The organism is Nitrospira calida (genome assembly GCF_976986435.1).
In genome coordinates this window covers 1,938,086-1,963,346 of the sequence record NZ_OZ335950.1, presented here as the reverse complement: position 1 = coordinate 1,963,346, position 25,261 = coordinate 1,938,086, and the positions used below count along the sequence as shown (strand labels likewise).

The 25,261-nt window shown below is 60.9% G+C and carries 25 protein-coding genes and 1 pseudogene; 12 read left to right on the top strand and 14 right to left on the bottom strand.

The window, feature by feature from the left end:
* Positions 1 to 12: 12 nt before the first annotated feature.
* The 7 genes from ACWHTU_RS09750 (at position 13) to ACWHTU_RS09720 (ending at position 7,025) form a co-directional block, all read left to right on the top strand.
* On the top strand, positions 13 to 1,614 hold the full coding sequence (locus ACWHTU_RS09750) for a CTP synthase (protein WP_447859146.1): 1,602 nt from the start codon (positions 13 to 15) through the stop codon (positions 1,612 to 1,614).
* A gap of 87 nt (positions 1,615 to 1,701) precedes the next feature.
* Positions 1,702 to 2,526, top strand: coding sequence for a 3-deoxy-8-phosphooctulonate synthase (gene kdsA / locus ACWHTU_RS09745; RefSeq protein ID WP_447859144.1), 825 nt, complete (start codon positions 1,702 to 1,704; stop codon positions 2,524 to 2,526).
* Between the two features lie 10 nt (positions 2,527 to 2,536).
* Positions 2,537 to 3,496 (top strand): KpsF/GutQ family sugar-phosphate isomerase, encoded by a 960-nt coding sequence (locus ACWHTU_RS09740; RefSeq protein WP_447859143.1) that lies wholly within the window; start codon positions 2,537 to 2,539, stop codon positions 3,494 to 3,496.
* A gap of 99 nt (positions 3,497 to 3,595) precedes the next feature.
* Positions 3,596 to 4,216 carry a CDP-diacylglycerol--glycerol-3-phosphate 3-phosphatidyltransferase gene (gene pgsA / locus ACWHTU_RS09735; protein ID WP_447859142.1) on the top strand — a complete coding sequence of 207 codons (621 nt, stop codon included), beginning with the start codon at positions 3,596 to 3,598 and terminating at the stop codon, positions 4,214 to 4,216.
* Positions 4,217 to 4,255: 39 nt separating this feature from the next.
* On the top strand, positions 4,256 to 4,870 hold the full coding sequence (gene plsY, locus ACWHTU_RS09730) for a glycerol-3-phosphate 1-O-acyltransferase PlsY (protein WP_447859141.1): 615 nt from the start codon (positions 4,256 to 4,258) through the stop codon (positions 4,868 to 4,870).
* Positions 4,871 to 4,924: 54 nt separating this feature from the next.
* Positions 4,925 to 5,566 carry a TrkA C-terminal domain-containing protein gene (locus ACWHTU_RS09725; RefSeq protein WP_447859140.1) on the top strand — a complete coding sequence of 214 codons (642 nt, stop codon included), beginning with the start codon at positions 4,925 to 4,927 and terminating at the stop codon, positions 5,564 to 5,566.
* 211 nt (positions 5,567 to 5,777) lie between these two features.
* The gene (locus ACWHTU_RS09720) at positions 5,778 to 7,025 is read left to right on the top strand and encodes a Do family serine endopeptidase (protein WP_447859139.1); all 1,248 of its coding nucleotides are present in this window, start codon (positions 5,778 to 5,780) and stop codon (positions 7,023 to 7,025) included.
* 2 nt (positions 7,026 to 7,027) lie between these two features.
* Here ACWHTU_RS09720 and fusA read toward each other — a convergent pair whose 3' ends face one another.
* Positions 7,028 to 9,127 carry an elongation factor G gene (gene fusA / locus ACWHTU_RS09715; protein ID WP_447859138.1) on the bottom strand — a complete coding sequence of 700 codons (2,100 nt, stop codon included), beginning with the start codon at positions 9,125 to 9,127 and terminating at the stop codon, positions 7,028 to 7,030.
* 98 nt (positions 9,128 to 9,225) lie between these two features.
* A complete protein-coding gene (gene radC, locus ACWHTU_RS09710; protein WP_447859137.1) occupies positions 9,226 to 9,942 on the bottom strand; it encodes a RadC family protein in 717 nt (238 codons plus the stop codon).
* Between the two features lie 195 nt (positions 9,943 to 10,137).
* Here radC and ACWHTU_RS09705 point away from each other — a divergent pair, with 195 nt between their 5' ends.
* The 5 genes from ACWHTU_RS09705 to ACWHTU_RS09685 all read left to right on the top strand — a co-directional run bounded on the left by ACWHTU_RS09705 (position 10,138) and on the right by ACWHTU_RS09685 (position 13,342).
* Positions 10,138 to 10,311 (top strand): hypothetical protein, encoded by a 174-nt coding sequence (locus ACWHTU_RS09705; protein ID WP_447859136.1) that lies wholly within the window; start codon positions 10,138 to 10,140, stop codon positions 10,309 to 10,311.
* A gap of 217 nt (positions 10,312 to 10,528) precedes the next feature.
* Entirely contained in the window at positions 10,529 to 11,164 is a 636-nt protein-coding gene (gene rsmD / locus ACWHTU_RS09700) for a 16S rRNA (guanine(966)-N(2))-methyltransferase RsmD (RefSeq protein ID WP_447859135.1), read from the top strand.
* Complete coding sequence (gene coaD / locus ACWHTU_RS09695) at positions 11,161 to 11,649, top strand: pantetheine-phosphate adenylyltransferase (protein ID WP_447859134.1); 489 nt, start codon at positions 11,161 to 11,163, stop codon at positions 11,647 to 11,649. Before rsmD ends, coaD begins: the two co-directional genes overlap by 4 nt.
* Positions 11,646 to 12,839: a pyridoxal phosphate-dependent aminotransferase gene (locus ACWHTU_RS09690; RefSeq protein WP_447859133.1), complete on the top strand. Its 1,194-nt coding sequence runs from the start codon at positions 11,646 to 11,648 to the stop codon at positions 12,837 to 12,839. The genes coaD and ACWHTU_RS09690 overlap by 4 nt, the downstream gene beginning before the upstream one ends.
* A 143-nt stretch (positions 12,840 to 12,982) precedes the next feature.
* A complete protein-coding gene (locus ACWHTU_RS09685; protein ID WP_447859132.1) occupies positions 12,983 to 13,342 on the top strand; it encodes an FmdB family zinc ribbon protein in 360 nt (119 codons plus the stop codon).
* Between the two features lie 14 nt (positions 13,343 to 13,356).
* On the opposite strand, the gene ACWHTU_RS09680 is transcribed toward ACWHTU_RS09685, so the two are convergent.
* The 12 genes and pseudogenes from ACWHTU_RS09680 to ACWHTU_RS09625 form a co-directional block, all read right to left on the bottom strand.
* Positions 13,357 to 13,734 carry a hypothetical protein gene (locus ACWHTU_RS09680; RefSeq protein WP_447859131.1) on the bottom strand — a complete coding sequence of 126 codons (378 nt, stop codon included), beginning with the start codon at positions 13,732 to 13,734 and terminating at the stop codon, positions 13,357 to 13,359.
* Positions 13,735 to 13,847: 113 nt separating this feature from the next.
* A complete protein-coding gene (locus ACWHTU_RS09675; protein WP_447859129.1) occupies positions 13,848 to 14,513 on the bottom strand; it encodes an L-threonylcarbamoyladenylate synthase in 666 nt (221 codons plus the stop codon).
* 6 nt (positions 14,514 to 14,519) lie between these two features.
* Entirely contained in the window at positions 14,520 to 15,797 is a 1,278-nt protein-coding gene (purD, locus tag ACWHTU_RS09670) for a phosphoribosylamine--glycine ligase (protein ID WP_447859128.1), read from the bottom strand.
* A gap of 115 nt (positions 15,798 to 15,912) precedes the next feature.
* On the bottom strand, positions 15,913 to 17,466 hold the full coding sequence (purH, locus tag ACWHTU_RS09665; RefSeq protein WP_447859127.1) for a bifunctional phosphoribosylaminoimidazolecarboxamide formyltransferase/IMP cyclohydrolase: 1,554 nt from the start codon (positions 17,464 to 17,466) through the stop codon (positions 15,913 to 15,915).
* 319 nt (positions 17,467 to 17,785) lie between these two features.
* Positions 17,786 to 18,163 (bottom strand): transposase, encoded by a 378-nt coding sequence (locus ACWHTU_RS09660; protein WP_447859126.1) that lies wholly within the window; start codon positions 18,161 to 18,163, stop codon positions 17,786 to 17,788.
* Positions 18,082 to 18,321: pseudogene (locus ACWHTU_RS09655) on the bottom strand (transposase); the annotation flags it as partial. The gene ACWHTU_RS09660 and the pseudogene ACWHTU_RS09655, both read right to left, overlap by 82 nt.
* Positions 18,322 to 19,512: 1,191 nt before the next feature.
* A complete protein-coding gene (locus tag ACWHTU_RS09650) occupies positions 19,513 to 19,926 on the bottom strand; it encodes a GIY-YIG nuclease family protein (RefSeq protein WP_447859125.1) in 414 nt (137 codons plus the stop codon).
* 379 nt (positions 19,927 to 20,305) lie between these two features.
* Positions 20,306 to 21,556 carry an AmmeMemoRadiSam system protein B gene (gene amrB, locus ACWHTU_RS09645; protein WP_447859124.1) on the bottom strand — a complete coding sequence of 417 codons (1,251 nt, stop codon included), beginning with the start codon at positions 21,554 to 21,556 and terminating at the stop codon, positions 20,306 to 20,308.
* A 68-nt stretch (positions 21,557 to 21,624) separates the two neighbouring features.
* On the bottom strand, positions 21,625 to 22,374 hold the full coding sequence (locus ACWHTU_RS09640) for a hypothetical protein (protein WP_447859123.1): 750 nt from the start codon (positions 22,372 to 22,374) through the stop codon (positions 21,625 to 21,627).
* A 31-nt stretch (positions 22,375 to 22,405) separates the two neighbouring features.
* Positions 22,406 to 23,233 (bottom strand): hypothetical protein, encoded by an 828-nt coding sequence (locus ACWHTU_RS09635; RefSeq protein WP_447859122.1) that lies wholly within the window; start codon positions 23,231 to 23,233, stop codon positions 22,406 to 22,408.
* A 92-nt stretch (positions 23,234 to 23,325) separates the two neighbouring features.
* Positions 23,326 to 23,976, bottom strand: a complete 651-nt coding sequence (locus ACWHTU_RS09630) for a hypothetical protein (RefSeq protein WP_447859121.1) — start codon at positions 23,974 to 23,976, stop codon at positions 23,326 to 23,328.
* Positions 23,973 to 25,259: a DUF6754 domain-containing protein gene (locus ACWHTU_RS09625; RefSeq protein ID WP_447859120.1), complete on the bottom strand. Its 1,287-nt coding sequence runs from the start codon at positions 25,257 to 25,259 to the stop codon at positions 23,973 to 23,975. Before ACWHTU_RS09625 ends, ACWHTU_RS09630 begins: the two co-directional genes overlap by 4 nt.
* Positions 25,260 to 25,261: the final 2 nt, after the last annotated feature.

Here is a 25,261-nt window from a genome sequence, read left to right as displayed (position 1 = left end):
GAGGCGGAAGTCGTGAGTAAGTTCATCTTCGTGACCGGCGGCGTGGTGTCGTCCCTGGGCAAAGGCCTGGCTTCCGCGTCCATCGGCAATTTGCTGGAAAGCCGGGGCCTGAAGATCACGTTCCTAAAGCTCGACCCCTATATCAACGTCGATCCCGGCACGATGAACCCCTACCAACACGGGGAGGTGTACGTCACGGACGACGGGGCCGAGACGGATCTGGACCTGGGACATTACGAACGCTACACCTCGCTGACCCTCTCCCGGGAAAACAACTACACCACTGGCCGGATCTACCATTCCGTCATCACCAAGGAACGCCGCGGCGATTATCTGGGCGCCACCGTCCAGGTCGTGCCGCACATCACCGACGAAATCAAGCAGTCGATCCGGCGGGTGGCAGAAGGGACGGATGTGGCGATCGTCGAAATCGGTGGTACGGTCGGCGACATCGAGAGCTTGCCGTTTTTGGAAGCCATCCGCCAGATGCCGTACGACGTCGGACGGGACAACGTCCTGTATGTGCACCTGACACTGGTTCCCTATATCAGCGCGGCGGGCGAGCTGAAGACGAAACCGACTCAGCATTCGGTGAACAAACTGCGGGAGATCGGCATCCAACCCAACATCCTGCTGTGTCGGACCGACCGCTATCTGCCGCCCGATATCAAAGCTAAAATCGCCCTCTTCTGCAACGTCGAGAAGGACGCAGTGATCACGGCCAAAGACGTCGAAACGGTCTATGAAGTGCCGATCGTGTTCCGCAAGGAGGGGCTCGACGAACTGATTGTCCGGCAATTGCGCCTGGAGACCGGCCCTCCGGATTTGCGCCAGTGGGATGCCATGGTCCAGAAAATCAAGTACCCAAAGCACGAGGTGCTGGTCGCCCTGGTGGGCAAATACGTCGGACTCAAGGAGTCTTACAAGAGTTTGGCCGAAGCCCTGGTCCACGGAGGCATCGATCACGAAACGCGCGTCAACATTCGTTGGATCGAGTCCGAAGAACTCGAACGGGTCGGTGCCGAGCAGATGTTGCGGGACGCCGATGGGATCTTGATCCCCGGCGGGTTCGGGATGCGGGGGATCGAGGGAAAGATTCAGACGGTCCGTTATGCGCGGGAGCGCGGCATTCCGTTTTTCGGTCTCTGCCTGGGCATGCAGTGCGCGGTGATCGAACTGGCGAGGCACGTCGCCGGCCTGGCGGGCGCCAACAGTGCGGAATTCGATCCGCAGACCCCGCATCCGGTTATCAGCCTGATGGCCGATCAGCGTTCGGTCCATGACAAGGGCGGCACCATGCGGCTGGGCGCGTATCCCTGCCGTATCCTCGAAGGCAGCCTCGCGCACAAGGCTTACGGTGTATTGGAGGTGCGCGAACGGCACCGGCACCGATATGAATTCAACAACGCCTACCGGGAGGCGCTGACCCGCCACGGTCTGGTGTTGAGCGGGCTGTCGCCGGACCAACGGCTGGTCGAGATCGTCGAGTTGCCCAGCCACCCCTGGTTCCTGGCAACGCAATTTCATCCAGAATTCACCTCACGGCCGCATCATCCTCATCCGCTCTTCAGCGCGTTCGTGGCGGCCGCGCTGCGGAGGAAATGCGGGCGCTAGGCCGGATGAGTGGGGCGGAGAATTGCAACGCCGCGTCGACCGCCGCCGGCACACCGGTCTGTGGTCGACAGAGGAGGGGCACCTGCCATGCACGAAGTGGATCTCGGGCCGTTTAAAGTCGGGGCGGCTCACCGCCGGTTTTTGATCGCCGGACCCTGCGTGATCGAAAGCGAGCGCTTGGCGATGGAAACCGCCGCGCAGATCGCCGAGATCACCCGGGCTTGCGGCATGCCCTACATCTTCAAGTCTTCCTACGACAAAGCGAACCGCAGCTCGATCGACTCCTTTCGCGGTCCGGGGCTTCGGGAGGGGTTGGCTGTCCTGCGCAAGGTGAAAGAGCAGGTCGGCGTCCCCGTGCTGACCGACGTGCACACGGTCGAGGAAGCGCGGGCGGCAGCCGACGTGGTGGATGTGCTGCAGATTCCCGCCTTTCTGTGCCGGCAAACGGATCTGCTGGTGGCGGCTGCCCGGACCGGACGCGCGGTGAACGTGAAGAAGGGGCAATTCCTTTCGCCGTGGGAGATGGGGAACGTCGTCAAGAAGCTCGAAGACAGCGGTAATCGTAATATTCTCCTGACCGAACGGGGCTCCTCGTTCGGCTACCACAATCTGGTGGTCGATATGCGGTCGCTGCCGATCATGCGGCGATTCGGGTACCCGGTCGTGTTCGACGCCACGCACAGCGTCCAATTGCCCGGGGGAGCAGGCACGAAGTCTGGCGGGCAACGGGAATTCGTCGCGCCGTTGGCTTGCGCGGCGGCGGGGGCTGGCTGTGACGGGTTCTTCATGGAAGTCCATCCTGATCCGGATTCGGCGCTCTCGGACGGCCCCAACATGGTCCCTCTGTCTGAATTGAAAGCGTTGCTGGAGCGAATCCTGCGTATCTGCGACGCCCTGGACTCCAAAGCCTGAGGCACTGGACATGAGCATCGAGCAGGGGAAGCGCGTCCTGGAAATCGAGGCGGAGGCCATCCGGGCACTCGTCGATCGGCTCGATCATCGCTTTACGGAAGCCGTCGAGCTCCTGGAGCGGTGCGCCGGCAAGGTGGTGGTGTCCGGCATGGGCAAGTCCGGATTGATCGGGCAGAAGATCGCCGCGACCCTGGCGAGTACGGGAACCCCCGCGTTCTTCCTGCACCCGGCCGAGGGGATTCACGGTGACCTCGGCATGCTGGCCCGGAAGGATGTCCTGGTGGCCATTTCGAATAGCGGGGAAACGCAGGAAGTGCTGCAGCTTCTGCCGTTCGTGAAGCGGATGGGTATTCCCGTGGTGACCTTGACCGGTCGCACCGAGTCCACCTTGGCAAAAAACAGCGATGTGGTGCTGGATGTGTCGGTCAAAGAGGAAGCTTGCCCGATGGGCCTGGCGCCCACCGCCAGCACGACCGCGACCTTGGCCATGGGAGATGCCCTGGCCATCGCGCTGCTTCAGAAGCGCGGCTTCAAGGAAGAAGACTTTGCCCTCTTCCATCCGGGCGGCACATTGGGCCGCCGATTGTTGGTGAAGGTGCGTGACCTGATGCATGTCGGCGACGCACTCCCTCGCGTCGGCTTCCAGTCGTCAGGTCACGAGGTCATCCTGGAGATGACGGCCAAGAAGCTCGGGATGACCACGGTCGTCGACGGAGACGGCCGGCTGGTGGGCGTGATCACCGATGGCGACCTGCGGCGCTTTCTCCAGCGCGGCGGAGATCTGGGCAACGTGACGGCGGGGGACCTTGCGAGTCGCAATCCCAAGACCATCGCCCCGGACGATTTGGCGACCGCGGCGGTGCATCTGATGGAGCGCTTCTCCATTACCTCCCTCGTGGTGGTGGAGGTGACCGGGCAGATTGTCGGGGTCATTCATCTGCACGACCTGCTCAAACACGGCATTGTATAAGAGACGTGGCGATCCGCTTCCGACGGCGGGACCGAAGGACGCTTGTCACGAATGCGGTGCGGGAGCGGAAAGAGCGAGAACACGACGTAGGCGATCGGTATGCGCGTCAGCGAAGTGTGGAAACAAGCGGGGATCGGGCTGGCGAAGTCCGCCGCGTGGGACACCAACATTAATCTGCCGAATTTTCTCACGGTCTCCCGCATTCTGCTGATTCCCGTTTTTGTGGTGCTCTTCGTGACGCCGACGCCGGCGCGGTCGGTGGCAGCGGCCGTGGTTTTTGTCGTGGCCGCGGTCACGGACATGTTGGACGGGTATCTGGCCCGCCGTCGTTCGCAGATCACCAAGTTGGGCCGCCTGTTGGATCCGATCGCGGACAAGTTGTTGGTGCTTTCGGCCTTGATCCTGCTGGTGCAATGCGACCGGGTAAGCGCGCTGGTGACTATTCTGATCATCGCCCGCGAGGTTGCCGTGACCGGGATCCGAGCCATTGCGGCGACCGAGGGCATGATTCTGTCAGCGGAATTGACGGGCAAGTATAAGATGGCGTTGCAGGTCGTGGCGGTCGTGTTTCTGGTGCTTGAAGACACCGCTTTCGCGCAATTCGGGAACCTGCATGTGGCGGGAACCGTCACGCTGTATGTCTCGCTGGTGTTGGGCTACGTCTCGGGAGCCAAATACCTGCTCAACTTTTGGCGCCAAGTCACCCTCAAGGAATTGTAAGCACGTCCTCCAACGCGGGCGCCGTTTGTCGTTTGCTTCATGGAACAGTTGTGGCTCGCTGTCAGCATGGGAGCAGCAGGATACGCGCTCGGGTCGGTTCCCTTCGGCATCGTGGTGTGCAAATGGCTGGGAACCGTGGATCCGCGCACGGCAGGAAGCCGAAACATCGGGTTTACGAATGTCCTCCGTGTGGCAGGAAAGAAAGCCGGCCTGCTGACGCTTGCCGGCGATCTGGGCAAAGGCTGGTTGGTCGGGTGGATTGCCGCCCGGAGTGTGGAGCCGGAAGCGGTCGCGCTGGCGGTAGCCTTGTGTCCGGTGGTGGGACATACCTTTTCGGCTTTCCTGGGGTTTCGCGGAGGCAAAGGCGTGGCGACGGCGTTGGGAGCGGTGATCGGCAGCGCGCCAGTCGTTGGATTGGCCGCCATGGCGATCTGGCTGCTGACCGTCGCGGTGTGGAAATATTCATCTGTCGGAGCGCTGGTCGCCTTCGGGCTTCTACCGGTTTTGGGTGTCGTGTTCGAGCGCAGTTGGGGGTTTGTGGGGTTTTCGTTGATCCTTTGCGGCCTCATTTGGTTGAAACATCGAGACAACCTCATTAGGTTATGGAATGGAACCGAGCCGAAGATCGGGCAGCGGCTGACAGGTATGAGTTGACAGAATATTCCTTATCGGACAATCTGGTGCGATTTCCTTCCAACTGAACCGCGCATGACCTTCGAATTTCTCGCCCGCATCCGCAAAGAACTCACGATCACCGTCAAAGCCCTGCAGGAAATCACCTTGGCGATCTCCGAGCGCGTCAATCGGAAGGTCCAGATTCTTCGCCTGCATTGGCAAGCTGCCTCCATGGCCCATCGGCTCGAAACGATCTATCAAGACCTCGGCCAGTGCCTTTCCGACATCCTAAACAGGAGCACCCACATGGACAGTCGTTCTGCGCTGCCACCGTTCGACATTGACGAGGCCCAACGAATGCTCGAGGCTTCCGCTCGCCAGGTCCGGCACCTAAAACACCTTCTCGCACGCCTGGATAGCCAAATCCGCGAATTGAAACTTGAAGCGGCACACGAAGATATGGTTAGAATCCATCAGGACTTGGCGCTTCGCTCGGCAACGATGCAACGCGTCACGGTCGCCGGAGAGTCAATGCTGGTCGGCCGGTCTGTCCGGGAGTTTGAATTGCCGTCCAGCGTCAGAATCGCTGCCATCTTGCGGGGTCCGTTCTTGTTGCCTGTCAACGAGCATCTGACCGTTCGACCGGATGACGTGGTCATTCTGCTCGGCCCGCAGGACGAGCTGGCGAAGATCCTGCCCCGCTTTTCGGGTCAGCAATCGGTTACAATACCGTGATGTTCCCGCCTCGGTTTGGCAGATCAACTCCGAGCCGTTGTGCTTTTCTGAGAATGGTGATCCCATGACACGCAACACCGCCTCTTCTACGACCCGACCTCTGGTCCTTTGGGCCTTCATGATATTCACGATCGTCTCGCCGTGTGCGGGGCATGCCGCAGAGCCCTCGCCCGGTCCAAGCGGTCTTCGCCTCCTGGAAGAAATCCAAAGCGTGATCACCGAACTGGCCGAAAAAGCCAGGCCGTCGGTGGTCAGCATTTTTCCCGTCCAGGGCCCCGGCCGCTCCAAGGAGTTCCCCGGTGAACGGCTGCCCAATGCTCCCGGTTCTGGGTCCGGCGTGATCATCGACCCTGAAGGTCATATTGTCACGAACAATCACGTCGTCGGAGACGCGAACGAAGTGGAAGTCCGATTATCCGATAAGACCAAACTCATCGCCCAAGTCATCGGCAAGGATCCGGATACGGACCTGGCCGTGCTGAAAGTGACCGGCGAGCGGCCGTTACCCTATGCGCGTTTCGGAGATTCCAACAGCGTCAAGGTCGGCCAGTGGGTTCTCGCCGTCGGCAATCCCTTCGGGCTGGATCGGACCGTCACTCTGGGAGTGGTAAGCGGGGTCGGGCGGGACAATATCAATCTCTCCCGCTACGAGAATTTCATCCAAACCGACGCTTCCATCAATCCGGGCAATTCAGGCGGACCGCTCTTCAATTTGCGTGGAGAGATCATTGGCATCAACACCGCCATCATCAACTTCGCTCAAGGAATCGGCTTCGCGATCCCGGCGAACATGGCCAAACAAGTGATCCAGCAGTTGTTGATCAAAGGCAAGGTTGTGCGCGGGTGGCTAGGCGTGGGCATCCAGCCGGTGACCGCGGATTTGGCCAAAAAATTTGGTGTCAGCGAAGGAGAAGGCGTCCTTGTCAACGAGGTATTTGAGAATGATCCGGCGGCGGCGGCCGGCATCAAGCCGGGCGATATCATCACCAAGATCGATGGAACATCGATCGATACGCCTAACAAACTCTCACGCCTGATCGCGGCGCTGCCTCCCGGCGCGATCGCGAAAATCGAAATTGTGCGCGACGGAAAGCACCTGCTCTTGGACGTTGCGTTGACCGAGCGTCGGGACCACGCGATCGTCGCCTCGCTGCCGCAGTCCCGGAGCGAGCTCAAGTTGGGAATCGATGTGCAGGATTTGACGGCCGCGCTGGCCGAAAAATTCAAGTTAAAGGATAGTAAAGGCGTCCTGATCACCAAGGTCGATGCAGGCAGCCTGGCTCAGGCCGAAGGGCTTCGCGAAGGGGACCTAATCAAGGAGGTCAATCGCGCGGAGGTCTCCAGCGTCAATGAGTTCACCGCTGCCGTCGCGAAGATCAAACGCGGCGAGACAATTCTGCTACGTGTGCTCCGCGAGAGCCGGGCCTTCTACGTCGTCTTAAAACCCTCAGACCGGTAACGTTACTGTGCGACGGCGTGCTTCATGGCCTTGTGCTCGTCTATGATCCGCGCCGCCAGTTCACGAGGGACCTCCTCGTAATTCAGGAACTCCATCGTGTAGGTCCCACGGCCGGCCGTAATGGAATTGAGGGCCGGATCGTATTTCAGCATCTCGGCCAGCGGCACGACGGCTTTGATCGACTGCATTCCCCCGCTCGCCGTCACGTTGAGAATGCGGCCCCGCCGCGAGTTCAGGTCGCCGATCACAGCTCCCACGTAATCCTCCGGAGCATTGACCTCCACGCTCATCATCGGCTCCAGCAGTACCGGATGCGCGGCTTCCATCGCCTTCTTGAACCCCATCGATGCGGCGATTTTGAAGGCGAGTTCCGACGAGTCCACCACGTGATACGACCCGTCGTAGACGGTCACGCGCACGTCCACGACCGGAAATCCGGCCAACACGCCTTCGTGCATGGCCTCCACTACCCCTTTCTCGACGGCAGGGATGAAATTGCGCGGGATCGCGCCGCCCACGATCTTGTTTTCGAACTCGAACCCCTTGCCGCGCGGGAGCGGTGTGAGCTGGAGCCAACAGTCCCCATATTGGCCATGCCCGCCCGTTTGCTTTTTGTACTTTCCTTGAGCCTGAGCCACGGTCTTGATGGTCTCGCGATAAGGGACCTTCGGTGTATGGATCGTCACCTCCACCCCGTATTTGCGCCGAAGCTTTTCGAAGGTCACGTCGATATGGAGCTGGCCCATCCCGCTGAGCACCATTTCCTTCGTCTCGGCATTCCGGGTGAACTCCAGCGTCGGATCTTCTTCGATGAGTTTATGGAGCCCGAGGCTGACTTTCTCGACGTCCGCTTTGGACTTGGGTTCGACGGCGAACGACATGACCGGCCGCGCCAACTGAAGTTCCGGATAAAGAATCGGGTCGTGCTCATCGCAGAGCGTGTCGCCGGTCTGCGTATCCTTGAGTTTTCCGATTGCGACGATATCACCGGCGACCGCCGATGGCACGGGGATGTACTTCTTGCCCAAAATCGTAAACAGATGTCCGCCCTTTTCCTTGACCTTTTTGGTCGCATTGAAGAATCCTGAGTCCGCCGTCAGAGTTCCCGACAGAATACGGGCATAGGTCATCCGTCCCAGAAACGGATCGATGAGCGTCTTGAACACGAAGGCCGAGAAACGATCGGACGGCGAAGGCTGACGCACAACCGGTTCGCCGGTATAGGGATGCGTCCCCTCCAACGGTCGCACCGTCGCGCTGTCGATCGGCGATGGCAGCAGGAAGCCCAGCGCGTCCAACAGCGGCGCGACGCCGACGGTCCGCACGGCGGAGCCGCCGAGCACCGGCACGAACTTGCCCGCAAGCACCCCGTGGCGGAGGCCTTGGAGCAACTCGCCCGCGTCAAGATCGCCCTCCGACAGGTACTTCTCCAATAAGCGATCATCGACTTCGGCCACCCCCTCGAGCAATTTCTTGCGCGCTTCGGCGACGTCACCGGCCAGATCGGCTGGCACACTCCCCGTCTGCACTTTGGGACTGTCGCTTCGCGACCGGATCGCTGTGCCGTGCAAGAGGTCGACTACACCCTCCAATCCTGGACCTGCTCCGATCGGGACCGTGATCGGCAACGCGGTCAGGCCCAAAGTCCGTTCGCTTTCTTCGATGATGGCGTGAAAGGACGTCCCCTCCTTGTCCAACTCGTTCACGAACAAAAGGCACGGCAGGCGAAGCTCCCGAACGCTCTGCCACAGCCGCCGCAACTCGGTCCGAACCCCGGTTGCCGCCCCGATGACCAGCACCACGCCGTCGACCGCGCGCAGCGCTGTCTGGGTCTCGCCAAGGAAGCTAAGAGCGCCTGGGGTATCAAGCAGATTCACCGTCGTGTCTTTCCATTCGAAATGGAGCACGCTGGTGCTGACCGAGATTCGCCGATGGATTTCCTCCGGTTCAAAATCTGACGCCGTTGTCCCGTTCGCGACCGATCCCATCGTCGGGATAGCACCGGCGACGAAAAGGAGGGCTTCCGTCAGGGAGGTTTTCCCGGCTCCGGTGTTCGATACGACTGCAACATTTCTGACCGACTCGACGCGGGATTCTTTCATGATGTCCCTCCTCCGCTGATGTGGTCGTGAACGACTCCTCTCGGATTACCACTTCGGCAGGTTCGCGGTTCCTCCCCTATCCGCAAGAGTCGACACATTCAGGCTATGCCGCCACCCTCCTTCAGCCACCCTTGGTCCGCAAAGCTCACATAGCGCCCATCGCCGACCACCAGGTGATCCAGCACACGAATCCCCAACACCTCTCCCGCCGCGACCAGCCGGGCGGTCAACTGGTGGTCCTCCGGGCTGGGCGAAGGATCGCCGCTGGGGTGGTTGTGTAGAAAGATAACGGACGCCGCGGATTCGCGCACCGCGAGCGTAAACACCTCCCGTGGATGAACGATACTCAGCGTCAGGCTGCCTTCCGACACCGTCTCCTCCCGTATCACCGTGTTCTTCGCGTCAAGCAGAATGACCTTAAAAATCTCGTGCCGGAGATCACGCAGGTGGGGATGGTAGTGTTTGAACAGATCGGTGCTGGAACGGATGCGCGTGCCGGTCGAGAGCGGCGCCGCCAGGACACGCCGTCCCAGCTCGATGGCGGCCTTGATCTGGGCCGCCTTGGCGCTTCCGACGCCGGGAATCGCGCAGAGCTCATCGAGCCCGCAGTGCGCCAACCCGTGCAGCCCCCTGAGCTGGCGCAACAGGTCCATCGCGACTTGGACCGCCGAAGCGTCCTGTCGGCCGACGCGGAGCAAGATGGCCAGTAGCTGCGCGTCCGACAATGCGGTCGCACCTTCTTGCAGCAACCGCTCGCGCGGACGTTCCATCGCCGGCCATTGGGCGATCCCATTGCCCCGCCTTTTCCCCATCATACGGCCCTGTTCGGGTCAAGAAACCGACGTGATGGACGTTTTTGTACCGAGCCCCAGACAGCTTTTGGGCTTACTTTTCGTCGAACAAAATCATAACCATTTGAATTTCCTATATTCTCAGAAACCGCTCCGGATCGGTTCAGGACTTGCTTACGCCTATACGCAGCAGTGAGCGCTGACACCCAGGAGGGAGCGATGGAATGTCCGAAGTGCAAAGGGTTGATGATGCTGGAACGGTTTTCTGATTTTTTCCTCATTTTCTACGCATGGAAATGCATCAACTGCGGCGCGATCATCGATCGTACCATTTCAACGAACCGAAGAAAGAGTCTGGCGGCCCGCGAAGCGCACGCTGTCGGGGCCCGCTAAGGATTTCCTCGCCTCGCTTGACTGTTCGCGCATCACCAGTTCGATTGTGCAGTTCCGTCGCTGCTCCGACCGGCTACGCGTGACCCGCATGAAACCGCTACGTGCGGTGCATTATAGCCAAGTGGTCAAAGAGGCGTCAAAGCATCTCTTGTCCTTCCACAGCTGTCTTCCATGACGGGCGGCGAACTCATCCGCCGCTTCGCCGTGGCTTCCCGCCTTGACCCGCTCAAAAACGCTGTGTTACAGTCTGCCGCTCGAATCGCGTCGCCGACACACAACCATGCGCGTCATCGCTGGCTCCCTGAAGGGACGCCGGCTGTTGGGCCCTCGACGGTCCGACTTGCGTCCCACATCCGATCAAGTGAAAGAAGCGCTCTTTTCGATCGCCGGGGCCTGGATTCCAAACGCCGCCGTCCTGGATTTGTATGCGGGGACAGGCGCGATCGGGATCGAAGCCCTCAGCCGCGGCGCCCGGCGCGTGACGTTCGTCGAGTCCGATCCGGCTGCGCTCCGGCTCCTCCGCGCGAATCTCGCGCGATGCGCCTTGAGTCATGGGGTGGGGATCCATGCTGGCCGCGTCGGGAAGTTTCTCCGCCACCGTGCGTCATGGAATGGACCATATGATGTGGTCTTCGCCGATCCGCCGTATGCGTCGGAAGAAGAACTGATCGGGTTGGCGAACTGGCTTGATGAAGGGTTGGTCGCGGACGACGCCATTGCCATCGTGGAGCACGCGTCCAAGACGCCGGTGCCGGAGATGTTGGGGCCGCTGATACGGATCCGCAGCTATCGATACGGCGACACGTCCCTCACCCTCTACCGCAGGCAAGGCGAGGTGGGGCGCATCCCATGAACGTGGGGGTCTACCCCGGTACATTCGACCCGATCACCCACGGGCACACCGACATCATTGCCCGCAGTCTCCGGATTTTCGACCATGTGATCGTGGCCGTCGCGCCGAATCCGAGCAAACATCCTTTGTTCAGCCTGTCCGAACGACTGGAAATGGTGCGCTTGGTCACCCAAGACATGCCGCAGGTCGAGGTCGCCACTTTCGAAGGATTACTGGTCGAATACGTCAAACGCCGCGGGGCCCACGCGGTGATCCGAGGGCTGCGGGCGATCTCAGACTTCGAACATGAATTTCAGATGGCGCTGACCAATCGCAAGTTGGAAAACACCGTGGAAACCGTCTTTCTCATGCCGAGTGAAGAATATTCGTATTTGACGTCGACCATCATCAAGGACGTTGCGAAACACGGAGGCCCGTTGACCGACTTCGTCCACCCTGAAGTCGCCAAGCGCCTGGATCAGCGACTACGGAGCCTTCGACCATGAAGCTCGCCGCACGCGCCGGACGCATCATCCCGTCTCCCACGCTTGCGATCACCGCCACCGCCAAGGCCATGGCGGCCCAAGGGATCGACGTGATCGATTTCGCCTCTGGCGAGCCCGATTTCGACACTCCGGAACCGGTCAAGGCCGCGGCGGAAGCCGCGATCCGTGCCGGCTTTACGAAATACACGCCGTCCTCTGGAATCGATGAACTGCGGACGACCATTGTCGAGAAGCTTCAGGCGGAATTGGGGCTTCGGTACGACCCATCGCAGATCCTAGTCTCCTGCGGGGCGAAACATTCGTTGTACAACCTCGCCGAAGCGCTGTTCGAAGCCGGCGACGAAGTGCTGATTCCGGCGCCCTTTTGGGTTTCCTACCGGGATCAGTTGCTGCTCAACGATGCGACGCCGGTCCTGCTGGAGACGCGTGAAGACGAGGGCTACGCGATTCACCCGGATGAGTTGGAGCGGCATATCACGCCGAGAACCAAGGCGATCATCGTCAACAGCCCCTGCAACCCGACCGGCGCCACCTATGACCGCGCCACGCTGGAAGGCATCGCGACGGTGGCGCTTCGCCGCGATCTCGTGATTATTTCCGACGAGATTTACGACAAGATCGTCTATGACGGTGTCCGGCACTGCAGCATCGCAACACTGGGCCAGGACGTCGCCGCGCGGACGGTGATTATCAACGGCGTATCCAAAGCCTACGCCATGACCGGGTGGCGCATCGGGTACGCGGCCGGACCCAAATCGTTGATTACGGCGATGGCCAACATCCAGAGCCAAAGCACCTCTAACCCCTGCTCGATCTCACAGAAAGCCGCGGTGGCGGCGCTGCGCTTGGATGACGCGTTCACTGCACGAATGGTCGCGGAATTTGACCGGCGGCGACGGGTCATGGTCGAGCGACTCAATAAAATGCCGGGTGTGAGTTGTCGGATCCCGACCGGCGCGTTCTACGCTTTCCCCAACATAAGCCGCCTCTTCACTCGCCGTTGGAAACGGGGAGCCATCACCAGCGCCTCGGATCTCGCCACGTACCTGCTGGAAGAAGCCAAGGTTGCGGTGGTGCCGGGGGAGCCGTTCGGCAGTTCGGCTCATATCCGCCTGTCCTACGCCACCGGGATGGATGCCATCCTCCGTGGGTTAGACCGCATGGAGACCGCCCTCCAACACCTCGACTGACCGCGGGCTTCGGAGCGGGACGGCTTGCGACACTGTGCCAAAATCCCCGCCAGCCTTGATTTCGCGGAAGGCTGTGTTATTAATTTGCCATTGTTGAGCTGACGCGTTCTCGCCGAAGGGTTGGAGAAAGGAGGGCTCAATCCGTGCCGATCTACGAGTATCTCTGTGGAACCTGTGACTACCGATTTGAAGTGCAGCAGAAAGTGAGCGATCCCCCGCTCACGACCTGCAGCCGTTGCGGCAACAGCGTCAGCAAGGTTATCTCTCCCCCGGCTATCATGTTTAAAGGCAGTGGATGGTACATTACCGATTATTCCGACAAGCTCAAGCCCCCCTCCTCATCTGAATCCGGCAACGGAGCGGCCGATGCCAAGAAGGATAGCACGGCGACGTCGGCTCAGCCCACCGGGACAGGAGCCGCGGTCTCAGCGACGGGCCAGGGCTCCAGCGCCACGTCAACCGCGGCAGGCTCGACCGGCTCTACTTCAGCTTCTTCGTCATAGCGTCAAGTAGGGCTTCAGTTTCGCTTGGCCCCCGAGGACCGTACCGTTTTCTTCTTGGCCGATGCGGTCTTGCCGGCGGATAGTGCGGTCGTCTTCGTGGCAGCTCTGACCGTGCTGGTTTTGGTCAATTTCGCCAGTTTCTGGCGCTCGGCGGCCAGGCTGTGCTCGAGCGTAGCGATCACTGCGGTCTTTTCGCGATTCGCGCGGGTGAGTTCATCAACACGGGCCTGCAACTCCTCACGCGCTTTGGTTGCAGCGGAGAGTTGACTCTGCAATTGATCCCGTTCCATGGTCACGGTTTGAAGCTCGGTCTTAAGCTGCTCGATTTGGGTTTGAAGCGCGGGTGGCCAGTAATCGCAGCCGCTCAACCCGCCCCCGGTCACGACGAGCATCGCACTTACTGCGACCCTCCACAACGCTCTTGCATGCATTGGCACCTCCTATTCATCCAAAGCTGGCGTAAAAAAGAGCGCCTCTTGCCCTTCCCTTACCGCCTCGGCCGCCATCAGCTCAGCCGCAAGCCGGCATGTTTCAGCACCGTCGCCAGTTCAGCCCGAGAAACTTGGCCTTCCCGCACCACAACAATCGGCCCGCGCGAATCGACAACCGTAGACGGCAGTCCGCCAGGCGTCGGCCCACCGTCGACAGTCAGGTCGACATCCGAACCCAATTCGTCGTTCACTGCCTGCGCTGTCTGCAACTGGGGCTGACCGGAGCGATTGGCACTGGTACCGGTCAACGGGCCGACTCGACGCAGCAGCGCTGCTAAAAGCGGATAAGCCGTCAATCGGATGCCGACCGAGCCCGTACCCGCGGTCAGGAACGCTGGCAGGGACGGCAACGCAGGAAAAATAATCGTCAAGGGTCCTGGCCAGAATCGGTCTATCAGCGCCTGCGCGGCTGGGGAAATACCGGCGACCAGTCCGCCTAACTGCGCATGGTCGGCGATCAGTACGAGAATCGGCTTATTGCCCCGTTCGCCCTTGATGCGGCGGACGCGGGCGACCGCTGTGGCATCGGTCGGAACAACGCCAAGAGCGTAAAAACTCTCGGTCGGAACAGCCACGACGCCGCCGGCTTGGACTACCTGCACGATCTCCCGCGCACTCTCCTCGGAAAAGTCTTGCGGGCACGGCAGCACGCGAGCCTTGGTTGCCATAGCCCCGGTCATGGTAACTCATCCGCAGGCCGACAATGCGCGCGCGGCGATGTCGGTACGGAAATGACAGCCTTCAAATGAGATGGTGCGGGCTGTGCGATAGGCTCGGTCACGCGCCTGCGCCAGGCCGGTGCCCCGGCCGATCACACCGAGAACGCGCCCTCCGGCCGTGACAATCTCCCCTCCCTGCCGCTTGGTTCCGGCATGAAACACGAGGGTGTCGTCAGAGGCATTGTGCTCCGGCAATCCATGAATTGGGAACCCAGTCCGATAGGAACCGGGATAGCCAGCCGACGTCAACACGACACAGACTGCCGTGTCGGGATGCCACTCGACGGCGAGTTGATCCAGGCGGTGTTCGACCACCGCTTCCACAACCTCCACCAAATCGGTTTTCAGCAGCGGCAACACCGCCTGCGTTTCCGGATCGCCCATCCGGGCGTTGAATTCCAACACATACGGCCGGTTGTTGACCACCATGAGTCCGGCATAGAGTACGCCTTGAAACGGGCAACCCCGGCGCAGCAACGCCTCCACGACCGGCAGCAGAATCTGCTTCATTACCGCATCCCGCAACGCCGGAGTGCCAAGCGGCGCCGGCGCATAGGCGCCCATGCCGCCGGTATTTGGACCTGTGTCGCCGTCGCCGACCCGTTTATGATCTTGCGCTGGTAGCATGGGCACGATCGTCTTGCCGTCGGTGAAGGCCATGACGGTGAGTTCTTCGCCGTCGAGAAACTCTTCGATCAGCACCTGCCGGCACGCCTCACCGAAGATTCGCTTCTCCAGGAGATCCGTCACCGCCTGGCGTGCCTGCTCCCGTGTCATGGCGACCACGACGCCCTTGCCCTGCGCCAATCCGTCCGCCTTCACGACGACCGGCAGGGCGTGCCGGTCGAGATACTCCAGCGCCGGACCGACCTTGTCGAAACTTCGCGCAGTCGCCGTGGGAATACCGGCCGCTGCCATCACTTCTTTCGCAAAGACCTTGCTGGACTCGATACGTGCCGCCCCCTTGGTCGGACCGAAGATCTTCAACTTTGCCTTGCGGAACTCGTCTGCAATTCCAAGCGCAAGCGGCGCTTCGGGGCCGACAATAGTCAGATCGATCCGTTCGGATTGAGCGAAGGCCTTCAATTCGGCAATCGCCTCCGCCTGGATCGGCACACAGGGGGCCAGTGCCTCAATTCCGGCATTGCCTGGCGCACAGTAGAGCTGGGATACGCGCCGGCTCTGAGCGAGTTTCCACACCAGCGCATGTTCGCGCCCGCCGCTCCCGATAACCAAAATTCTCATATGTGATCGAAGGATTGCCGATTGCGAGAGCGGAACACGTTGAGACAAAAATGTGAGTGATCAGGCAATGCGGCAATGATCAAGTGGATACAGCTTTCAATTCCTAAACGAACCATCAGTGGCGGAAGTGGCGCATCCCCGTGAAAATCATCGCCATCTGATGCTCATCCGCCGCCTTGATCACTTCCTGATCCCGGATCGAGCCGCCGGGCTGGATGATCGCCGTGATGCCGGCTTGTGCCGCGGCATCGATCCCGTCGCGGAACGGAAAGAAGGCGTCAGAGGCCATCACGCAGCCCTTCACCGGCAAGACCGCCTTCATACCAGCGAGCTTCACCGAATCCACCCGGCTCATTTGCCCTGCCCCGATGCCGACCGTCTGGCCCGGTCTCGCGTAGACGATGGCGTTGGATTTGACGTGCTTGCAGACTTTCCACGCGAAAGCGCAGGCGGCATATTCGTCGTCCGTCGGCTTGCGCATGGTCGGCACGTTCAACACGCGGAGGTCTGCCAACGTTCCGAGATCGCGATCTTGCACGATCAGTCCGCCAACCAATTTCTTGAGGTCATAGCCTTCCGGTATGGCCTTCGCGAGCGGCCCCACTGCCAGCAAGCGGAGATCTTTTTTTCGTTTGAGTTCGGACAACGCCTCGTCGGTAAAGCCCGGTGCCACGACAACCTCGACAAAGGTGGAGGTGATCTCCTTCGCCGCCGCCAGATCGACCGGCCGATTGAACGCGATCACCCCGCCGAAGGCCGACACGGGATCAGTGTCCCGGGCTTTTACATAGGCTTCCACGGGCGTCGCCCCGAGCGCCACACCGCAGGGATTGTTGTGTTTGATGATGACGACGGCCGTCTCGTCGAACTCTTTCACGAGTTCCAGCGCCGAGTTCGCGTCGAGATAGTTATTGTACGACATCGCTTTGCCGTGCAGCACTGTGGCGCGCGACACGGACGGCTCCCGCGAATGGAGCTCGCGGTAGAAGGCTCCCTGTTGATGCGGGTTCTCCCCGTAACGGAGGATCTCCACTCGCTCGAACTGAAGTGAGAGCATCTTGGGGAATTTGACCTCGCCTCCCTGCACCTGTTTTTCCAGGTAGCTGGCGATGAGGCTGTCGTAGCGCGCCGTATGCTGGAAGACTTTCAGCGCCAACTCGCGCCGGAGTTCGCGGGTCATGGCCCCCGCCGTGAGCGCCTCCAACACGCGCGTATAGTCGGACGGATCGACCACCACCACGACATCTTCGTGATTCTTTGCCGCCGATCGCAGCATCGACGGCCCGCCGATGTCGATATTCTCGATCGCCTCGTCGAAGGAACAGTCGGGTTTGGAGATCGCGGCCTCGAAGGGGTAGAGGTTCACGACGACGACATCGATCGGTCCGATGCCGTGCTCCTGCATCTGCGCCACATGCGCCGGCACGCTGCGGCGGCCGAGCAACCCGCCGTGAATCTTCGGATGGAGCGTCTTGACCCGGCCGTCCAGAATTTCTGGCGATCCAGTGTAAGCCGCCACGTCCGTCACTGCCACGCCGGCCTCTCGGAGAGCTTTGGCCGTCCCGCCGGTCGACAGAATCTCCGCGCCCAACGCGGCCAGGCCCTTCGCCATCTCGACGACACCGGTCTTATCCGACACGCTGATCAATGCCCGCTTGATGCCGGCCATGGCCTGCTCCTTGTGCTGGTCATTTGATATGGTTCGGAAAATAATGCGCACGATGAAAAAGCGGGCGCAGAATAACAGATGGGCACGACAACTTCAAGGCAACGGAAATCCCTGCCGGAATGCTCAGCCTGTCACGTTTGACTTTTTAGGCGCTGAGGCCTCTAACCACCGTGTCCCGAACGAGGTCGTCACCCTGCTGCCAAGCTGCGATTGCTATTGCTGGTCTACAGAAAGTCAGTGGGGTTGGATTACGCTGCGTGGTGGCGATGTGCGGTCCAGTGTCGATTCACGGACCATGCTCACAAAGAAAAAAGGCTCTTCAAGCTTTCGTATGGGTGGGACAGCGATCCAATCCTCCGCAATGGAAATAGATCGCGGTCTTGAAGTGCTTGACGTGGTGGAAGCCGTGCGCGGTTTTCTTGATCCACTGGATCGTCGCATTGATGGCTTCCACTCCGGCATTCATGATGTCCTGCTGCAGATAGGTGAGCATGTGGGGGAGGTGACGCTGGATCCGCTTCGCGCCCTCTGCCATCGGTCGGCGCCGGCTGTGGGGCGCACGCCAGCACCAGCGGGCAAAGAAGTGCTGGGCGGCCCCCGATAGCTGGAGTCCCAGAACTGCCGGAAGCGCTCCTTGCGGGCCCTGGCCCGTGCCACCTTGAGGTCTGCTTGCTGCACCGTGTGGAACGTGGCCCACTGCGCGGCTGTCATGTCCGGGGAACGCATGAGCCAGCGGTACGTGGTCCCCGTCAGCCGGGCATCGCCCGCCTGCTTCAGGGGCCGCGGCTCCGTGCGGCGGACCCGGGCGACAGCCTCGTGCAAATGTTTGGCCACATGGAATTTATCGAAGACGATTTGGGCCTCGGCTTCATCGAGGTGAGCCTGAGTCGACTGGATAGAGGGCTCCCCCTGTCCACGGCCATCGCCTCAATGCCCACTCGCTGCGCGGGTGTCAGCGTGGCCCAGAACCTCTCCAGACTCTCTTGCTTCCGGTCGTCGGCCCGAGAAAGCACGCGACCGCGCGCCAGATCGGCGACGAGGTGAAGTACCGAGGCCCCTTTGCAAGGGCCTTCTCATCAACGCCGCGGTAGGCTGTCAGCGGTCATCCAGTAATCCCCAGGTGTGGTCATTGAATTCCCCCCCCCCCTCTACCAGAAGGAGGAGAGGATGGGACTTGACGAGACGAGCGCGTCGACGATCATGCGTACCCAGGGGGACCAACCTGGGGAGGCGTGCATGGTGGATCAGGAGCGGTGGGCAGAGATTCGACGGTTGTTTCACGAAGAGCGGGTCTCCATTTCAAAGATCGGGCAGCGGTTGGCCTGGATCGCAAGATGGTGCCGCGTAGTCTGCGGCAGCCGACGTGGCAGCCGTATCGCCGGGCAGCGGTGTCAGAGACGTTGCTGACCGCCCACGCCGACTTTGTGCGGACCCGCGCCCGGCGGCCCCCTTCACCCACCACTCCCGGAGCCAGTCAATGGCCCCGGCGCTCGCCCCAGGCGGTGAACTGACGGCCAGGCTCTGCCCAGGGCACGGTGAGCTACTTGATCCTAGGAGTCTGACAGCTCACGCGGGGGGAGGTCTGCCTGAATCCCCGTCGTGACCTGGCAGATATCTAGATGGCGCCACTGGCGGCGTTTGCGATCCTAGCCTGGGACCCACTCCCGACACTCAGGACAGGGATCGGGCCCCGGTCCGATCCTCGACGGTCATGGTCACCTGCGCTCTGGTACATCCAGCTCCACGTTGACGACGGGCCATGGGGCCATGAGCCCCAGCACCGCTTGATAGAATTCAAAGTCGCGCATCGCTCGGGTCCTCCTTTCGAGGGGCCGAGCATCGCGCAAACGGAGTCAGTTACCCACACGATTTCCTGATGAGCCCCAAAAATAATAGGGGGGCTAGCTCGCCAACAAACGGAATCCGCGAAGGCTTGGCGCGGCAGGGGGTCCGGCACACGGGCTGGCCGATAGGCTGGGCAGGTGCGGGAATGGCGGACAGAGCGCTTCAGAATCTCTGCACCGGTGTTCCCTTCCAAGACAATTCCTAGTCTGCTGAGCCGCGGGCTCTTTTTTGAAGTATCGAAGCTGACGCCTGCGGAGAGCATCCGCAACCTAAATATTTCAAGTGGCTGCCACAGCCGGCCCGGCAATCTCTCGCACCGAAGCCGGGGACGAGTACCCGACCCCGCGTCCGATCAGCCCGCGCGCATTCTGGCTCCGAAAATCGGCGCACGCCGACCACCCACGCGCCTGGCGCGGCCAGCAGATAATCAATGTGCCAATGCCGGGTTTTCGTGCGCGATAAATGGCGGGAGAGGCGCGCGTCTAGATGGCGCCGGGCGCTGCCAGTGTACACGTAACGACCGGCCGGAAAGTGGAAGGTGCCCAACCGGCCGATGCGAATGCGCCGGGGCGCCGCAAGAGTGATCAGGAGTTGGTAGGTGTGCGGGATGCCCATGGTTACCTCATGGCCGGCAAGAACAGCCGCTCACACGGAACCATTTATGTATGACCGAGCCCTATGCTTGGGGTGAGCTATGCGGGAGCCTCTTTATTCGAGAGGCCCTTGGTAGACATCATTCTGATGGCCAATCTTGACAATGACCGAGTCGGCCAACAGCATGTCCTGGGTGTAACGAAAAAGTGTAGCAGAACAGGGGGGCGGGAGTCTTTTGCGCTCCGCCGCTTCGCCACGCAGCCAATCGTTTGGATCTACGGACCGCACTCCCCCCGCCGGAAGAGAGTTGTGCCTGGAAAAGACTCCCGCCCCCCTGTTCTGCGACCCGACAACAGATTGAGCAGCATATCCTGGCTCACCCCGTGCCATCCCCTGAAAGCTAAAAGAACGCCATTGCCGCGTACGTCACTGTCGAGTTGTACTGATCGGTGATACCCCGGTCGTAGCGCAGCACTCGGCCTTTGTCCGCCCGGATCAGGCGCAGCAGCGTATAGATGGCCGAGAAGCCAGAGACGCGGCGTTGGTCGTTTTCTTTGCGGATGAATTGCGCGAACGCTTCCGGATCGAGGTTCTCGACATGTTTGAGCATCGCCAAGTCCTGTTGCATGCAGCGGTGGAAAGAGAAGTCGGTGGGCGGCGACGAGTCGCCGTAGCGCAGGCCGATGTGAGCCAGTTCCGCGCCGGCGATCGCGCAAAAGTCCCGGCCTGACACGGCGATTGCCTCCTTGAGGGCGGCGATGAAGGAATCGATCTGTTCCCGGCTCCGCGGATCGACGAGGCTTGCGACAGGAAATGAGCAAAGAACCGGCACGATGGTCACAGGTTTCTTGCCGCCGACGATGTGCTGGAGAAACGGCAGCTGGAATTCGAGCGCGTGCTCGTGCTGATGGTAAAGTTCGTTGTCAAAACATTGCGGTACGGTGGCTCTTAGCCGGTCGAGGATGAAGTGATCCGCACGGACAATGCCCAACGGCGTCTCGAAGGCCTTGTCCGTGACCGCGTACGGCGACTCCATGCCGGAATAGGCGGTTCCCAGAAGCACGAAGAGGTCCGGGGCCTCGGCTTCCTGCAGTTCCTTGTAGGCCCAGGCATAGATGGGGCCGGCCTCACGCAGGTCGTAGGTCGGCGCGACAAGGCCCTTGATCTTCTTACCGCGGTTTTCGGACGGTTTGAGATCCGGCCCTTCCTTGGATGAAAAAAACCCTTCGAGCTGCGCCCGGAGCCGCTGGCCGTCCGCCTCATAACTACGTCCGGCAAAGGCGGCCTTGCGGACGGGCGAGTCGCGATAGGCTTTCCTGGCCTGCTCCTTCGCCGCTTCGACCCGTTCCCCTTCCAAGAACAGCTTGGCGTCCAAATCCTCGACCAGCCGTTCCAGGTTCAGGGGGTTCAGAAGCTCGCCAAAGCGTTTCAGATAGAGCACGCCGATTTCTTCGAGCGAATGTTCCCCGTCGAAATGCTGAACGACGAAGAAATAGCTTAACGGCAGGATGAGCTTGTCCTTGCTCAAGCCGGTGGGGTCCCAGAGGACCATGTACTGCTCTTCGTTCTCCCGGATCGGCGAGAACTGCAGGTTCCGGAGCATGGGATAGCGCTTGGGATCCTTGGGCATCGGCGGCGCTTGCGTCTCCATGATAATCCAGGGCGGCATTCTAACGGAGGCCCGCCGTGACCGGCAACCGTTCGAAGAATGAAGGTCGGTTATCCTCCCGGCGGCTGTTCGCGGCGCTGTCGGGTCCAAATCACCAGTGCAATGACGGTGACGGCCGCCAGCCACAACGAGGCGCGGCCGTAGGAAGGATCCGCAAATTCGATCAGGTCGGTCAGCCGGCCGATCAGGAGGGACATTCGGGCCATGACGGTATAGCCGAACGCGGCGCCGAACGAGATCATGAGGAACAGGATGCCGGTTCGGGCGACGGCTTTGCCGGCACCGGTATGCTCGACGGAAAAGAAGAAATAAAACAACACCGAGGTGACGCCGATCAGAATGATGACCGTGTTCAGGTTGCTCGCCGGGTTCAAGAGGTTGAAGCTGAAGGTCAGGCCGTCTCCCGGGACCATTGATGCCAGAGGACGCACCGTGTCTTCGACTTGCTTGAGAATGTACGACGAAATTGTCCGCGGAATCGCGAGCCCGGATCCGACCCCGACGATAAAGGCGAAGGCGTAGCGGGACAACCACGCCGCCTTTGGGGCGTATCGCGTCAGCATGAGCATCCCGATCGCCAGCGGGATCAACAGCGACCAGTCCCCCTGTTTGACGATCGGCTCGTAGATCAAGTGAATGATCACCGTATCGTAAGCCTTCACAATCGTGTACCCGACCGAGACTCCGACGTAGAGGTGCTCCGCCACTTTGAAGAGCGGGTTGTCTTCGTACAGGAACGACAGGATGAACAACGTCAATCCTGTTGCGATCCAGGCTCCCAACAACGTGTCAAACGGCATCGAGACCCCCCAAGATCGAACAGGTTGCGCGTCACCCTTTTTGTTTCCTTCGCAGAGCCACGTAGAAGATGTTGCATAAAATCACCAGGATGATGATGGCGAAATGGGTCGCCGACTGGGCGTCCATCCCGGCAATGGCCCTCCCCTTCTGGCCGATCAGGCTTTCGTATTCGGCGGCGCCGCGCAGGCCGCCGATGAGCCCGTTGATCTGGCCGCTCCTCAGCAAGGGATACAACCCCGGCGCGATGACGCCCGTACAGCCGCCCCCGAGTTCGAACTTATACTTGTCCTTGCCGAAGACATACCACGCTTCGACGCCGGGATTGCCTGCCGCCAGGCTCACGGCGTAGTTCACATCGCGCAAATTCTGAACGCCCTCCAGCACAGGCAACCCTTTGGTCGGTTTCCCGTAGTAATCAAAAGGGAAGGTGGTGTAGAGGTCCTGTCCCATGTTGATGATGACCGATCCGGCACCCGGGCTCCAGCCGAGAAAGACGTAGTCGCGGCCGTTGATCTTGCCCGTTTCCTGCGCGACCTGACTGACGACCTGGTCCGCGAGCCCAGTGCCGGTTACCCACAGGGTCATGACGATCACCCGCAGGTTCTTGCGGAAAGCATGGTGCAGGATGGCGATCGATTGGGGATACAGTTCCGGCTTGGACGCCGGATCAAAGTCCATCGAGAGCAGGAACACCGAGCCTGGCGGCAGGTTCTCGATATAGTCGTACACCCCGCGCACTTCCGGCGACACCTTGATCGGCAGGCCAACTGGATACAGGAGTGGCACGAGCGTGCATAGGCCAATCACCAGAAAGATGATCCGCCGGTCGATCTTAAGCATGCGCTCAGCGAACGTCATAAGCCGTTGCTCGTGAAGCGCGAAGCGTCTCTCGCCTTCAAACCCAGGCGGCTTGCGAACGACGAGCTGCGAGATCCGTCCGACGCTGCACGTTATTCCTTGCCCCCGCCCAAATACGACCGTTCCACGCCGAAGATGATTTTGAACGAGAGCGCCACGGCGCCCAGGCTCACGCCGATCAGGATAGCGCGCCGGACCGAGGCGTTGAGCACGTTCAGAATCCACTGGGAGACGTCGCCACTGGCCGGTAGGAGGTATTCGCCCAGTGGCACGCGGCCCATCATGACGATGATTGCTGCGACCAGCAGGACGGCCGCTTCGCGGCTCCTGGCGCGGAACGACCGGTACGCGGCCGAGGCGATGAAAAACGCCAGGATGGCGAACATCGTTCCTTGGAGCGGCACCAACATGTACGTATAGATCCAGCCGAAGGCGGTTGCGGCGCCGTCCACCGTCTCTTTGCCGTTGGCCCACAGGCCGACGGCGATCGTCCCGAGCAGACCAGCGTACAAGATCAGACTGTATCCCCATCCGGGTTCTTTCCGGCGGATCCTCACGGCATGGAGATGGAACAGGCTAGTAACGCCGAGCACCAATGCGAAGCCCCCGATGATCTGCATCCATTTGGTGACCGAGGTGAGAAGGCGTTCGGAAGCCGGATGCGGCACGTAATATTGGGCCGCGAACACCAGCCCGGTCACCAGTGTTACCAACAGCGGCGCTTGTCGGCGGAAAAAAATCATTTCAGATCCCGAAACACGTCCAGCACGATCTGCGGCCAGTCCGCGCCGAACAGGACTCCGGCAGTGGCGACGAGCGTGCCCAGGCCGATCGCGCTCAGGATAAAGGCCTTGCCGATGTCCTGGCCGCGCAGCGTGCCGATCTGCACCGGTTCTTTCGACAAATACGCGCTGGCGGCATACAGCTCTTCGCCGATCAACGTGTAGTCGCAGGTGGTCACGAAAAACGGCAATTGGTGGTCGGAATCGGTGCCGGCGATCTGGATCGCGCCCGTGCTGGCGCCGGTCTCGGTCAGGAGCAGCGATTCGGCGAAGTACGCACCCATGAAAAAGTTCGCCGCTGGCTTCTTGCGCAACATGATCCCGTCCACGGCGGCGGTGTAACTGAATTGATCCGTGGTAATGAAAAAGTTCGAGTCTTCCTTGAACTGATCCGCTTTGCCTGCTTCCAGATAGGCCTGTTTCGTGATCTCCTGGCACACCGCCATGGTAATCGGGTCGCGGTGCGGCACCAGTAGCTCGGTCTCATAAGCCGCGGCCCGCTTGGCGACACGGCCCAAAATGACGGCTGCGGCGATGGTTGAGGGGTCACTCATGTCGTGTGCGCCGGTCAGATAGAGGATCGGTTTGCCCAACTCGGTCGCCCGTCCGATGGCTTCATCTACCGCGTCGAGCCCGGGGATTCGGCGCAGAAAGATCTCCCGTCGCTTCGCCGTCCGGATCGCATAGAACACGACCCAGCCGAACGACAAGGCCAAGAACAAGTTGTTCATCTGGTTCCAGTTGATCCAGTTCGGCGCCGGCGTGGCGGCCGCGGGCCGGGCGAAGACACGGTCCTCGCCGCTGACCGCCGCGACGGTGACGGTATAGACGGCGCCGTCTTTCAATTCGATGCCCTTGCCGTTCTTGACGGTGAATTGATGAACCTCCGGGCGATCGGGTCTGCTCCACCAAGGCCATTTGTTCTCCCGCACGTAATGGGTGTTGGCCGGAAACTCGGCGACGACTTTCATCGTCGCGGGATCGGCCGAAGGGGACTCGCCGAGCAGGATTTGGTACTTGACGGCCGCGCTGTCGTAAGGCGCCGGCGCCCACAGCACGGTCAGGCTGCCGCCGCCGTCGTTCGGGGTATCGATCACCCGAACGTCTTGCGGCGGCAAAAGCGTCGATTCGGCCAGCGCGGCCGTCCCAGTCCAATCCAGCAGCGCGCACAGCGACACGAGCCCGACGGCCAGCAATGACCGGACTTGCCCACCCGTCTCGTGCGACCCTTCACATGCCGGCACCG

Coding starts and splice junctions, on each gene's coding strand:
- kdsA (WP_447859144.1), top strand. CDS start 1,702: ATGCACGAAGTGGATCTCGGGCCGTTTAAAGTCGGGGCGGCTCACCGC.
- ACWHTU_RS09740 (WP_447859143.1), top strand. CDS start 2,537: ATGAGCATCGAGCAGGGGAAGCGCGTCCTGGAAATCGAGGCGGAGGCC.
- pgsA (WP_447859142.1), top strand. CDS start 3,596: ATGCGCGTCAGCGAAGTGTGGAAACAAGCGGGGATCGGGCTGGCGAAG.
- plsY (WP_447859141.1), top strand. CDS start 4,256: ATGGAACAGTTGTGGCTCGCTGTCAGCATGGGAGCAGCAGGATACGCG.
- ACWHTU_RS09725 (WP_447859140.1), top strand. CDS start 4,925: ATGACCTTCGAATTTCTCGCCCGCATCCGCAAAGAACTCACGATCACC.
- fusA (WP_447859138.1), bottom strand. CDS start 9,127: ATGAAAGAATCCCGCGTCGAGTCGGTCAGAAATGTTGCAGTCGTATCG.
- radC (WP_447859137.1), bottom strand. CDS start 9,942: ATGATGGGGAAAAGGCGGGGCAATGGGATCGCCCAATGGCCGGCGATG.
- ACWHTU_RS09705 (WP_447859136.1), top strand. CDS start 10,138: ATGGAATGTCCGAAGTGCAAAGGGTTGATGATGCTGGAACGGTTTTCT.
- coaD (WP_447859134.1), top strand. CDS start 11,161: ATGAACGTGGGGGTCTACCCCGGTACATTCGACCCGATCACCCACGGG.
- ACWHTU_RS09690 (WP_447859133.1), top strand. CDS start 11,646: ATGAAGCTCGCCGCACGCGCCGGACGCATCATCCCGTCTCCCACGCTT.
- ACWHTU_RS09680 (WP_447859131.1), bottom strand. CDS start 13,734: ATGCTCGTCGTGACCGGGGGCGGGTTGAGCGGCTGCGATTACTGGCCA.
- ACWHTU_RS09675 (WP_447859129.1), bottom strand. CDS start 14,513: ATGACCGGGGCTATGGCAACCAAGGCTCGCGTGCTGCCGTGCCCGCAA.
- purD (WP_447859128.1), bottom strand. CDS start 15,797: ATGAGAATTTTGGTTATCGGGAGCGGCGGGCGCGAACATGCGCTGGTG.
- purH (WP_447859127.1), bottom strand. CDS start 17,466: ATGGCCGGCATCAAGCGGGCATTGATCAGCGTGTCGGATAAGACCGGT.
- ACWHTU_RS09650 (WP_447859125.1), bottom strand. CDS start 19,926: ATGGGCATCCCGCACACCTACCAACTCCTGATCACTCTTGCGGCGCCC.
- amrB (WP_447859124.1), bottom strand. CDS start 21,556: ATGGAGACGCAAGCGCCGCCGATGCCCAAGGATCCCAAGCGCTATCCC.
- ACWHTU_RS09640 (WP_447859123.1), bottom strand. CDS start 22,374: ATGCCGTTTGACACGTTGTTGGGAGCCTGGATCGCAACAGGATTGACG.
- ACWHTU_RS09635 (WP_447859122.1), bottom strand. CDS start 23,233: ATGACGTTCGCTGAGCGCATGCTTAAGATCGACCGGCGGATCATCTTT.
- ACWHTU_RS09630 (WP_447859121.1), bottom strand. CDS start 23,976: ATGATTTTTTTCCGCCGACAAGCGCCGCTGTTGGTAACACTGGTGACC.